This window comes from Psychrobacter frigidicola (assembly GCF_007997305.1).
In the GTDB taxonomy this organism is placed as follows: domain Bacteria; phylum Pseudomonadota; class Gammaproteobacteria; order Pseudomonadales; family Moraxellaceae; genus Psychrobacter; species Psychrobacter frigidicola.
The window spans coordinates 501,961-514,849 of sequence record NZ_VORZ01000002.1 but is presented as its reverse complement, the minus strand read 5'-3'; the positions used below and the strand labels follow the sequence as shown (position 1 = coordinate 514,849).

The window sequence follows — 12,889 nt, the reverse complement described above, 5'->3', positions numbered from 1 at the left end:
TGTGGCTTGTAAGCACAGCTTATAGAAACAGACTTGAAAAAAACAGTAAGTCTGAGACTTACTGTTTTTTTATGGCTTACCGGCTCTTAATTTATGATTTAGGCATGACTGGCGCTTTAATAGTCACCGTTGCACTAACCTCATTATTATCATTGAGCAAGTCCATAATCAACTCGTCAGCACTATCGGTTTTCACCTGCCAATTACCTTCAGCACGCGGTACGCCTGTTACCATCACTGAGATGGCTTTATTTTTTAGGCGAATCATCGGCGGCTTATGCTCATAACCGCCATGCTCATGACCTAAAATATCATCAGCAATGGTGGCTGCCTGCGCACGTAACGGCGCGACATAACGACAAGCTACCCCATCAATAGACATACAATCACCAATGGCATAAATGTTCGCGGTATTGGTACGTAGAGTTGGCGCATCAACGACGATACCAGTACGTGGATTGAACTCAATACCCGCAGCAGCCGGTAGTTTGTCATCAACAACAAGCCCCGTACTAGCAATCACATGATCAACAATCAAAGGTTCATGTTGTTGCTCTTCGTTATCATTATCTGAGACTGAAGCTAGCAAATCATAGCTGACCAGCAAGGTACCATCGTCATTACGCGTCACACCTGACACCTGACAACCGCCTAAAAAATCAATACCTTGCGACTGAATCGCCTTGGTAATACGCGCAGTCGCTTGTGCTGGTAGCATTTGTGATAGCGGCGCGTTATTTAAATCAATCAACGTTATTTTATGACCAGCCTTGAGCAAATCTTCAGCGATTTCAGTACCGACCATACCAGCACCAATAATAGCGATACGCTGACTACCAGTTGCCAATTGTTCTTGCAACTGCCCAAAGCGTTCAATATGGTTGACGTGCCAGACCAAATCTTGCGGTAAGCTTTTTGGAAAAATAGGATGTGCACCCATTGCTAACACTAGCTTGTCATAGTTGATAGTCGCGTAATTGGTATAGACCGGATCTGATCGAAGCGCGGAGATAAGCTGTAGCTGTCGAGTAGCAGCGTCAATATCACTGACATTGGTATTTGCCAGCAAAGTGACCCCTGCTGCTGTTGCGGCATCAATTCCCTTGGCACGCACCAAATCTGCCGCGCTTTTCTTTTGACTGATTGCCATCGTGAGCATAGGCTTATGATAGCGATCGCCATTGTCGGCAGTGATTAAAGTAATGGGAATGTCTTTATCTTTACCACGAATCGCATCAATAACGTGCCAGCCCGCTAGACCTGCACCAATGATAACAACGCCTGCCTGTTTAGAAGAATTTTCTGCACTCATATTGGCTCCAAGTTTATTAAGATAAAGTCGCTTATTTACTGTCAGTTATGTTTTATAAAGGGTAATTAATCCTAGTGTCAGAGAGTATAACAGTAAATAGATATGGGCTCATCTTAACAGTGCATCAACGGTGTCAGCTGAAGCCAACTGTCTACTTTCATAAAAAAGCGCCTATATAAAAGGCGCTTTTTTTATAATTCAATATAGATAATTGATACTCTACTTATTCAAAATCTTTGATAAAAACTTCTGCGCGCGCTCACTTCGCGCCCCTTCAAAGAACTCATCTTTGCTACAGTTTTCGACAATATAGCCTTCATCCATAAAGATAACACGGTTAGCAACTTGGCTGGCAAAGCCCATCTCATGAGTCACACACATCATGGTCATCCCTTCACGAGTCAGCTCTACCATTACGTCTAATACTTCTTGAATCATCTCAGGATCTAACGCTGACGTTGGCTCATCAAACAACATCGCTACTGGGTCCATCGCCAACGCCCTTGCGATAGCAACCCGCTGCTGCTGACCACCGGACAGCTCAGCTGGATATTTCGCTGCTTGCACTGTCAGCCCTACCCGATCCAAATAAGCCATTGCCTTTTTCTTAGCATCGTCTTCCTTACGGCCTAGTACTTTAATCTGTGCGACGGTCAGATTATCAATAATAGTGAGATGTGGAAACAGCTCAAAATGTTGAAACACCATACCGACTTTACTACGCAGCTGAGGAAGATTAGTCTTTGGCGCACCGACTGAGATCCCATTGACCATGATCTCACCTTTTTGAAAAGGCTCGAGTCCATTAACGGTTTTAATTAAGGTAGATTTACCACTGCCAGATGGACCGCAAACCACTACCACATCACCTTTATGAACATGGGCAGTGCAGTCAGTCAGCACTTGGAAATCTCCATACCATTTACTGACGTCGGTCATTTTGATGACAATCTCATCACTGGCGTGACCGTTATCCGTAACCAGTCCGCCAAAATCATTCATGTACGTATCAGGATTACTCATCGCTGGCTCCTAGCCATAGCTTTTTTGGATAACAATCATTAACCAATAGCTACATTAATCTTAAAAACATATCCGTAAATTTTTATATAAAAACTGGTTATTAAAATCTCAGGCGTTTCTGTACTTGTTGTACGCCAATAGAAGCACTTAAGCTGATAATAAAATACACTGCACCAGCCCCCAAAATATAAGGTGTTAATAAACCCATCAACTCACCGCGAACGTAGGCGGCACGGAAAAAATCCGTTAAGCCAATGGCAAATACTAACGTCGTATCTTGGAATAAAATAATACATTGTTGCAAAATTAGCGGCAGCATCTTACGAAAAGCTTGCGGCAAAATAATCAAGCGCATTGTCTGATTATAATTCATGCCCATGGCTTTAGCAGCATTGACCTGCCCGCTGCCAATCGACTGAATACCAGCGCGCACCACTTCCGAGAAGTAAGCGGCCTCAAACATCATAAAGGCGACCACACAGGAGGTAAATGCGGTATCTAGCTGTAGATACTTACCCGCTATCCAAAAATAAAGCATTGGTACGGCAAAATAAAACCATAGCAGCACTAATAACAGCGGCACAGAGCGAAAATAATTGACGTATAACTTGGCAGGAATTTCTAAAAACTTGTTGCCAGACAAGCGCATCAGGGCTAATACAGTCCCTAAACTAATACCACCAACAATCGCTAAAAACAGCACCTTCATAGTGGTCAGCATACCGCCCAGCAAGCCTGGATAGGCTGTGGTAAGTTCGGTCATCATGTTCATGTCCGACCTCCTGCGATAAGCCCCGGTACGCGCAGTTTGCGCTCAATTAATCCCATGATGGCAATCAATGATAGGTTAAACACCAAATAGATGACGGTCGCGTAAGTATAAATCTCAAGGCTGTTTTGCGTATATTCACTGATGGTTTTGGTTTGGCTAATCAGCTCCATTACCCCCACTAAAGACGCGACCGACGCATTTTTAAAGCAGTTGGTCAGCTCAGAGCTAAGCGGTGGTAGGATAACGCGAAAGGCTTGTGGCAGCAGTACTTCTTTATAGGCTTGCGGAATAGTCAGACCTAGCGCATAAGCCGCATCTATTTGTCCTTTGGGTAGCGAATTTATACCGGTACGCACCTGCTCAACAATACGTGCTGCTGTAAATAGCCCCAGTCCAATACTCGCTGACAGCATGGCTGAGGTATTAGGAGATAAGTCCTTATACCACCACTCTTGTAAAGCAGGGGTTAGCCAACCGGGGGCAATATAAAACCAAAAAAACAGCTGAACAAGCAAAGGAATATTACGGAAAAAAGTGACATAAGCGGTGCCGATACTGCGCGCCGTTTTATTGGGTAAGGTACGCATGATACCGAAGATAGTACCGATGACCATCGCAATTGCCCAAGCAATACTTCCAATCAATAACAACCAGCCAAGGCCGGTAATCATCCAGTGGATATAGAGCTCGTTGCCAATGCCAGTCTGCTCAAAGAGCACACCCCAGTTCCAACTATAATTCATCTTTGTCTCTCCAAGTAACCGAAGATAGACTTACGCCTCAGACCAGTTAACAACCTGAGTCTGAGCGCGTAAGCACATGTTGTTGAGCGACAAAGCTGCGTTACTGCGCAACGGCTTTTGGCTGATCACTATCATGCGGACTGGCAATCAAGGCTTTTAAGTTATCTGACATCTCAAATTTTAGATTGACGTTCTTAGGTGGAATTGGATTTAAGAACCATTTGTCATAGATGCTATTAATCTCACCTGAGCTAAAGACACTGGTCAACGCGTCGTCAACGACTGCCTTGAATTCAGGATCGTCTTTACGCATCATACAGCCATAGATTTCAAACGACTGTGGCTCACCAACAATCACCCACTCATCAGGATTTTTCGCTTTGGCTTTCTCGCCTGCGAGCAACACATCATCCATCATAAAGGCATCAGCGCGACCACTCTCTAGCATTAAGAAGCCTTCGCCATGGTCTTTGGCTGAGATGATACTAGTACCCATCTTTTTCTCATCATTATATTGGCGAATATAACGCTCTGAGGTCGTACCGGCAGTGGTGACCAAAGTTTTACCTTTTAAGTCGGTAAAATCTTTAATACCAGAGTTGGTTTTGGTCAATAGGCGTGTGCCAATCTCAAAAAAGCCGTTTGAGAAAGCCACTTGTTTTTGGCGCTCAATATTATTAGTAGTTGAGCCACACTCAAAATCTACCGTGCCGTTTTGTACCAACGGAATACGCGTTTGGGAGGTAATTAGGTTATAACGAATCTTTAGGTCTGGCATATTCAGCTTGTCTTTTACCGCTTCGACCACTTTCATCTCTAAATCATGCGCATAACCCATCGGCTGATTGGGATCATCAGCGATGTAAGAAAACGGAATTGAGGAGTCACGATATCCGACGACGATAGTGCCAGAGTCTTTAATTTTTTGTAGCGTACCATTAGCATTTGCAGCTGCCTCGGTGGTCGCGCCATCTGCTGGCATGTCATCATTGGCGGTTTGGCTGCTATTATTACAACCGGCTAAGCCCAATGCCATAAAGACTGCTAAGGTTACTGGTTTGGTGATCGCGTAATTCATGAGATATATCCTTTTATCACATCGTTACAAAATTGAGAGAAGTATTAAAAATTAAGATAACCATTAATAGACGCATAGATGCTGCTAATTGCATCTAGCGATTAACATCATTGAATTAATATCACTGCCGTGCATCCGTGCTGTTACTATGAGTTATTGTCATGCAACTTAATGTTACTGTACAACAATTTTGTCGACAGTAGCAATGTTTTTTAGCGGGTGGCTTAATTAGCTGCGCCTATTGAGCAATAAACTGCGCGACTTATCAAAAAATATAGACCTTACTATTATTGATAAATCGTGAATAATCCCCATAAAGTTAACAACTTCTTAAACATATACCTGACTTATGACTCAAGCTAATGTAGAAAACCAAACCGCGAACCCTATCGACAACGATGTGCGTCAACGCTTTTTTATCCAAGAATCGCCAGTACGTGGTGATGTGGTGCGTCTGTCACGCAGTTACGCCAATACTATTGCCCAAAAACCTTATCCAGAAGCCATCAAACGCTTATTGGGTGAGATGTTGACTGCCGCGAGCTTACTTATCGGCACGGTCAAAGTTGAAGGTCGCCTATCTTTGCAATTGCAATCCTCAGATAGCGACAGCCTACTCAATTGGGCCATGGCCGAATGTGACCAATCTGGTGTTATCCGCGCGCTTGCCAGCTGGAAAGCCGATACGGATGAGCAAGTCCAAGCGTGGGACAAAATGACCAGCGCCAATGAGGCATTTGCTGAACTTGGTACGCCGAATCAAGGCGTATTATTTATTAATATTCAGCCTGAAGGCGGCGACCCTTATCAAAGTATCGTCGAGCGCAGTCATGACAACTTAGCGGACTGCTTAGCCCATTATCAAAAACAATCAGCGCAGATTCCAACCCTGATTAATCTGGCCTCAGACGGCTTGCAAGCAGGCGGCATCTTGGTTCAATTATTGCCACGTCGTGACGATGAAGAGCAAGAGCACGTCGACAATGATTTATGGCCGCGTCTATCCGTATTGACGCGTACGATTAAGTCTGAAGAGCTAACGTCCTTGCCCGCTAACGAGCTGTTATATCGCTTATACAATGAAGAAGATGTGGTATTGCCAGAACCTGTAGCGCTAGAGTTTGGTTGTACTTGTTCAAAAGAGAAATGTGAGCAAGCGATAGAACAGATTGGTGAAAGCGAGGCATTAGAGATTTGCGATGAGCAAGGCGGTAAACTTGAGATGGACTGCGGGTTCTGCGGTGAGATTTATCGTTTTGATAAAGACAACGTTGCCGAGATATTTGCTTAGTTAACTGCTTAAACCTGAGTAATTAAAGAAAACCCTTGAGTGTGATGCTTGAGGGTTTCTTTAGTTTTATACTTAACTTTTAAAATATTGGTATAAATTATGAGTGAGTTTTGGCAAGAATTAATTATCAATTTGGGTGGTAATGCTGTTTTAGGTGGACTCATTATTTATCTTGGTAAAATTTACCTTGAAAGAATTGGGCGCAATGAACAAGCAGCTATTGATGGGCGTTTAAGGAGTCTTGAACAAGACCATGAAAAACTGTTATCTAGAGGTGAACACTTTCATCAAATTTCTCAAAAGGCTTACACAAATTTTTTTACAGCTAAAATGGATGCATATATTAAGTTAGCTAATCTTAGATATGACTACGTTTCAGCTATCGATAATTTTGTCCCTGATCCATTTGATGTAACTGAAAGGGTAAATAAATTCCAAGCTAAAATAGTTTTGAAGATACGTAATCATATTCAAAAAAATCGTATTTATTGGTCTGATGATCTTCTAGTCAACTTTGATGAATGGAATAAAAAATTTACTCTAGAAAAAAGCAGTGGTGAATACGACAGAAGACAAAGATGGAGCCATTTTAGCGCTTTGGCACGAGAGATGGAAGAATCTGCACAACTTCTAGCAGATAATGAATTATACGATGACATATTAAGATTTATGGAGGAAAATACTGAGAATTGGGACAAACTACTTAATAATATCGATAGTGATATACTAAGCTTGCGTAAAAAATATAATCTTTAGTGCATACAATAATATAAAACTCCAACAAACAAGATTTTCAAGCATCATAGATTCGGTTAGGTAATGTATAACTCTACTCTATTAATTGTAGTTGTTATTCTGGAACTGAAACCTCAGACTTCAACGCTAACCCACTCTACTTTCACTCAAATATAAAGTACTGCTGAACCCTCTAAACCACCACAGCCAAATCATTGGGATAAGAATGTATACAAGAGCTAAGCGCCTGATACATCTGATTGGTGTCACTCTGCCCATTATCCAATAACCATGCAACGACTTGCTCATGTACCCTATCGTTATAGATTAAGTTGTAATGGCTGACCCCATAAAAAATAGCTTTATGCCCCTCCGGTACAGACAAAGTATGCTCACCCGTATCTTCACCGAGCGCCGACTCTATCATAACCAAACCATCACCCAGTAAGCTTGTTGCCTTCGAATCATAATGACCCTCAACCAAGGTGGCGGCAATAAAGTAGGTACGAACATGCAAAGGTAGACGCGTGGGATGGCGAAATTCTCGTGGAAGGACACTACGCCCTTCTACAGACTGCCAGTCAGCGTCACGAATACTGCCATGCCGTAAGTCGATAATACCTGCACTACGTAAGTCGCCCAGTTTTGCCAATGAGCCTGCAAAAGGAAGCTTAGCAATCCTATCTTGCACGTAATTGCCAATACGCTCTAAGCTTGCGCCATGATGCGGTGAGCCAAGGGTGATGAGATTACCAACCCGTTGCACCCAGTTAAAGCCTTGTTGTTTACCATAAAACAGCGCACTACGAGCAACCAAACCACCCATACTATGACCCACTAAATCAATCTGGCTGACGTCTGGATTATTATCTACTAAGTCCTGTAATACTCTAGAAAAATTGCGGCCGTTAATTGAGATGCGCCGTCCCGTATTGTAATTAAGGTACAAAACAGTAGATGTCGGCTGACTGCGCAGAATGCATTCACCTAGATTATTATTTTTGGAGACATGCCAGCTTAAATGGCTCATACAGAGACCATGACATAAGATAATAATACGCCCTGACAATTTTTGATGTTGTAGCTGACACTGTCTATTGTATAGAACCATCGAGACCGCAAGAGGATTATTATGAGTAACCAGGTGGTCACCCATGACCCCATTTAAGATATTGATAAGTCGTCTTAGATTTCTAGGTAATGTTTGCTCGTCTTTTGGCGTTGACATATTGTTATACAGGCGCAGCCCTGATACTAGATTATTACCTACTAAGAACATCGCCTTGCGTACCGTACCGTAGATTCGGCCAGTAATACCACGCTGCCACTTCGTTAGACTGCCTTCGTTAAATCGACCTAACGGCCGTAAAATAATCTCGCGGTGGATGGCTTCTACAATATCAGTGATTTCAACCACACCCATAGTGGCAAGCTGAGCTACCCCTTCAAAGACATCAGCTAAAGAGATCGGCACATCAGATGCGGCCTTAGACCATGCGTCGCTGTCATCCACACTTAATGCTGCTTGCTTATCCACATAAATGTAATCAAGCTCAGCCAGTTGCTCATAAACATTATCCTGAAAATCTTTGCTGGATTTAGCATCCGGTTCGTCCTGAGTGTGAGCGAATAGATCATGGATGGTATCGATTGGCTTTTGGTTGGGCATAATTTTGACATTTTTAAAGGTAAGGGTTGCGATACATACTAGCCTGTAAATGGGTTAAAAAGAAGAGAATGATTCGGCTTATAGGTAGGCTTGTTGTGAGATGTGTTACTACAATAATTAAGAGGCTGGTATTATTTAAAAGCCACAGCCTACGCTTTAGCTCTCCTCTACTTTTCCTAATTCACAATAAAAAATCCCAAGCGTCGACTTGGGATTTTTTATTAGCGGCAAATATCATGCAAAGTCTTAGTCCACGCGTGTTTGCCATTCGTGCGCGCCCAGTACTAATTTGAGCTCATCACCCGCTTGCAATATGCCAACACCACTTGGCGTGCCGGTCATAATCACATCACCTGCTTGCAGACTAAACGCATGACTAATTTCAGCGAGCAACTCGTATACGGGAAACAGCATCAACGCACTATCGCCATCTTGCTTTAGCGTATCATTAATATAAAGTTGATAGTGCACTTGGCTAAAATCGCCAAACGCTTGCGGTTCGACCCAATCAGCAAGCACACAAGCGCCATCAAAACACTTGGCACGCTCCCATGGCTGACCTTTGTCTTTCAGCTTACTTTGCAAATCACGTAAGGTTAAGTCCAGCCCCAAAGTCACACCACCAATCGCTTGCTGTACTTGCTCAACAGTTGCCGCACTCAAGTTTGCCGACAATTGAATACATAGCTCCGCCTCATAATGCATCTCACCAAAAATGCCGGGATTTGGACGCACAATATTATCTCGCACAGTAACCACAGACGATGCAGGCTTCATAAATAACAATGGTGAGGTTGGAACCTCATTACCCAATTCATGAGCATGAGCCGCGTAATTACGCCCAACACAAACGACCTTACCGATAGTACTCTGCGAGTTACGATTGGCATCAGCATTAACCGCCTTTTCGTCAATAGCACTAACGCTATCTACTATCAACTCAGCCATGGACGTGTGTGGGGATTGATTCATAATGGACTCTCACTAGAAAACTTTGTTTTACTACTATTTATGACGTGCTATTTATAATAATTATCCCTTATAAATAGCATTTTTTATTGTGAATAAGAGACTTGGTAAATAACGGCTATTTAAACTTAGCTTCATCTACAAAGCGATACTTAGCAGGGATTTCCTTTTTCTCATCACCTTCATCTGCGGTAAATAATAGTTTGGCAACCCCATTTACTTTCACTGAATCAATACCTTCGATGTTCTTTAGATCTGAGAGTTCAGGTAGGTCAATAAATACCGGCGCGTCTTTAGGATTACCACTCCACGTCCATATTTTTGAATAGTTTTTACCTTTGGCATCTGGAACTTCGTTGGCAATAACGTATTTATTTAAAATGGTACTAAAATGCAGTGAGCGAATACCACCACCCTCTAAGTTCAGAAAAATAGGCTTGCCAAATATGGGCGCGGCGTTAGTTTCGAATACTTCAGCTGGGTTTTCAATAGCAATAATAATGGCCGATTCTCCTGCCATTGGGGCCCGCAAGCCAAGCAGTAAATCATCGGTTTTATGGGCATACGTTAGGCCTTCTATATTCAGCGTATCAAAATCAGGCGCCTTACCCGTTTTTGCTTTAATCGCCGCTATGATCGGTTTTGATTGGGTCAATTCATCACGCAATGTTTTGACCGTGCTGACATCCTGAACCGTATCACCGTTTACGCGAAAACGTATCAGCTGTTCACGGTTGTGTCTGCGCTTACCATTTTTCAGTGAAGAATGTGAGGTAGTAACATAAATAAAGCCATTATGATCGGCAGTTAATCCTTCTAGATCATCAAGCTTGTGCTCAAATCCTTGGCTAAGCTTAAGATTAGCATCCGCATTTTCAACAAAGCTACCCTTGTCCGAAATTGTTAAAATATTTAGCGCCCGATGCTCTTCATCTTCAACGACCAGCACTCGACCATCAGGAAGCTGCAATACGGCTGACGGCTCATAAATATTGCTAAAAGTTCCTAAGCCATCATTCAGACTTGGCGACGCTTCTGCTGCATTTACCGAGCTACTTGGATAGAAAAATAAAAATAGACTGATAATCACAACGGACAAAATTGAGGCAATTATTGCTAACCGAAGAACTGAAGAAGAAATAATTGGTGACTGCATTTGGCTCATAATAGCGTCTCATGCTAAACATTATTGATAAGACTTATTATAAAACGAGATGATGTGTGTCATTAAATAAATTATGTGGTTTAACGTAACCACACAATCTATTTAATTGACATAATGAACGTTATTGGTAATTATTTGGTAACATTCGAAACTTACAACCGATTGATACTACCTACTGCGTAAATTTCTTATAATCCAACATCACATATCTGGCATGAACGCCTTTTTTGGCATCGCCCTCATCTGCCATAAATATCATTTTAATAGTGCCGTTGGCGGTAATAGTATCAATGGCTTCGATATTTTTTAGCGCTGCTAATTCAGGTGTGTCTATTTTCATCGGCTTGTCTTTAGGATCACCTGTCCACGTCCAAATTTGCGCCTGTTTATTGCCAGCGGGATCATTAATTTCGTTAGCAATGACGAACAGCCCTAAAACAGGGTCAAAATACAATGAGCGAATACCGCCACCGTTCAAATCAAGGAAGATAGGCTGACCAAATACAGGAGGCACTTTATTAGTGAACATCTCATCTGAGTTGATGATAGGCACAATAATGGACGATTTTCCTGCCATTGGTGCACGCAAGCCAAGCATCAGCGAGTGGGTGCTGTTGTCATAAGCCAAGCCTTCGATATCGAGCTCATCAAAGTTCACACTAGTATTCATGCGCGCTTTAAACGCGGCATCAAGAACCGGCGACTTCACAAGCTCATCACGCAACGTATTCACATCCGAGATGTCCCCAGCTATATTGCCATTGATACGGAAGCGTAGCAGTTGTTCACGAGTAGTCTCACGTTTGCCGCTGGTATCTGACGAGTGTGAGGTGATGGCGTAGATAAAGCCTTTATCATCGGCAGTTAAGCCTTCTAAGTCATTCAGCTTGCGGCCAAAACTACGTGTTAGCTGTAAGCTTGCCACCGCGTTTTCACTCAAACTGCCATCAGGTGCGACCGTCATAAGGTTCATCGCCCGCTGCTCTTCATCTTCAACCACTAACACGCGACCGTCAGGAAGTTGCTGAACGGCTGAAGGCTCATAAACACCTACTAGCGTGCCCATGCCCATGGCATCCAATTGTGGCGGAACATCTGAGGCTGCCGCTGGATAAAAGAACAGTACTGCTTTTAAGAGTATCGATGCCAATACAGAGGCCAGCATGCCCCAGCGGAAGATAGAATACGATATATTGAGCATTTTACCATTGCGCGCAGCGATTTGACCAAGCCAATACAACTGATCACTCATGGAATGATAAGTCTCATCACGGTCACGCATCATAATTTGCATGCGTTCCCAATACTCTTCACGAGACAATTGCATACGATCTTTATTAATCAGCAGATTGACTTTACCATCTGACGAGCGGTTGGCACGTGCCAAAAATCCACGAAAATCGCGAAAATTAGCATCACGCTTAATGAATGCTTTAAACCAATTGGAAAACCCAGTAAAGTAATGCGCTTTTTCTGGAGAAGCTGCGAGAATAGCAAAGAAAATCGAGGCAGCAGCGGTAAACATGAACATGGCTGCCGGAATCAGAAAGGATGCTGACGACACGAAGATAAAGGCCCCAGAAATCATGAGGGCGGAAATAATAATGCCGTTCATCGAAATCATGATATTGGCTTTGGTTGCAGCCAGTGCAATCAAGTCAAGTTCGGTGCGCAAGGCGTTACGAAACATGGTTTCGACCGCTTTTGAGGTTCCTAGCGGTGCTTGGACATTGGGATCAACATCAGCGGCTTTTTCTTTCCCGCTGGTTTTTTTAGACGATTCTTTATTCGTTTTTTTAATCAGCTTTTTAAGAAACTCTTCAAACGATTTTTCAGTCATCTCTGACTGCGCTTTTTTCTTCTTTTTCTTCTTTTTTTTCACAATTAGGGTTTCATCTAAATCTTTATTCAGACCTTGGTCTAAGTCTTTACTTACACTCTCACTCGGCTCTTTGTTTAAACTCACACTCGACTCGTTATTCAGATTTTCACTTAAACTTTCACTTAAATTATTACTCGAATCTTTACTCAGCTCTTTGTTCAAAATTCACCTACTTTTTAATAATGGAACAGTTCAAATGAGCAACCTGATTAGGATGAGATATGACTTAAAATTCGCCACCTCATCTGAA

11 protein-coding genes are annotated in these 12,889 nt (G+C 42.7%); 2 read left to right on the top strand and 9 right to left on the bottom strand.

Annotated elements, in window-relative coordinates; translation table 11 throughout:
- Nucleotides 1-91 precede the first annotated feature (91 nt).
- The 5 genes from ES754_RS08760 to ES754_RS08740 form a co-directional block, all read right to left on the bottom strand.
- On the bottom strand, nt 92-1,312 hold the full coding sequence (locus ES754_RS08760) for an FAD-dependent oxidoreductase (protein ID WP_147223793.1): 1,221 nt from the start codon (nt 1,310-1,312) through the stop codon (nt 92-94).
- Nucleotides 1,313-1,531: 219 nt separating this feature from the next.
- Nucleotides 1,532-2,251 (bottom strand): amino acid ABC transporter ATP-binding protein, encoded by a 720-nt coding sequence (locus tag ES754_RS08755; protein ID WP_265090720.1) that lies wholly within the window; start codon nt 2,249-2,251, stop codon nt 1,532-1,534.
- Nucleotides 2,252-2,435: 184 nt separating this feature from the next.
- On the bottom strand, nt 2,436-3,107 hold the full coding sequence (locus ES754_RS08750; RefSeq protein ID WP_147223792.1) for an ABC transporter permease subunit: 672 nt from the start codon (nt 3,105-3,107) through the stop codon (nt 2,436-2,438).
- Complete coding sequence (locus tag ES754_RS08745; protein WP_147223791.1) at nt 3,104-3,850, bottom strand: amino acid ABC transporter permease; 747 nt, start codon at nt 3,848-3,850, stop codon at nt 3,104-3,106. Before ES754_RS08745 ends, ES754_RS08750 begins: the two co-directional genes overlap by 4 nt.
- A gap of 100 nt (nt 3,851-3,950) precedes the next feature.
- The gene (locus ES754_RS08740; protein ID WP_147223790.1) at nt 3,951-4,928 is read right to left on the bottom strand and encodes a glutamate/aspartate ABC transporter substrate-binding protein; all 978 of its coding nucleotides are present in this window, start codon (nt 4,926-4,928) and stop codon (nt 3,951-3,953) included.
- A 349-nt stretch (nt 4,929-5,277) separates the two neighbouring features.
- Here ES754_RS08740 and hslO point away from each other — a divergent pair, with 349 nt between their 5' ends.
- Together hslO and ES754_RS08730 are read left to right on the top strand one after the other, a co-directional pair.
- Entirely contained in the window at nt 5,278-6,219 is a 942-nt protein-coding gene (gene hslO, locus ES754_RS08735; RefSeq protein ID WP_147223789.1) for an Hsp33 family molecular chaperone HslO, read from the top strand.
- A gap of 99 nt (nt 6,220-6,318) precedes the next feature.
- Nucleotides 6,319-6,975, top strand: coding sequence for a hypothetical protein (locus ES754_RS08730; RefSeq protein ID WP_147223788.1), 657 nt, complete (start codon nt 6,319-6,321; stop codon nt 6,973-6,975).
- Nucleotides 6,976-7,147: 172 nt separating this feature from the next.
- On the opposite strand, the gene ES754_RS08725 is transcribed toward ES754_RS08730, so the two are convergent.
- The 4 genes from ES754_RS08725 to ES754_RS08710 form a co-directional block, all read right to left on the bottom strand.
- Nucleotides 7,148-8,623, bottom strand: a complete 1,476-nt coding sequence (locus tag ES754_RS08725) for an alpha/beta fold hydrolase (RefSeq protein ID WP_147223787.1) — start codon at nt 8,621-8,623, stop codon at nt 7,148-7,150.
- 246 nt (nt 8,624-8,869) lie between these two features.
- Nucleotides 8,870-9,595 (bottom strand): fumarylacetoacetate hydrolase family protein, encoded by a 726-nt coding sequence (locus ES754_RS08720; RefSeq protein ID WP_147223786.1) that lies wholly within the window; start codon nt 9,593-9,595, stop codon nt 8,870-8,872.
- A 115-nt stretch (nt 9,596-9,710) separates the two neighbouring features.
- Nucleotides 9,711-10,757 (bottom strand): DUF3616 domain-containing protein, encoded by a 1,047-nt coding sequence (locus ES754_RS08715; protein WP_147223785.1) that lies wholly within the window; start codon nt 10,755-10,757, stop codon nt 9,711-9,713.
- A 172-nt stretch (nt 10,758-10,929) separates the two neighbouring features.
- A complete protein-coding gene (locus ES754_RS08710; RefSeq protein ID WP_147223784.1) occupies nt 10,930-12,723 on the bottom strand; it encodes a DUF3616 domain-containing protein in 1,794 nt (597 codons plus the stop codon).
- Nucleotides 12,724-12,889: the final 166 nt, after the last annotated feature.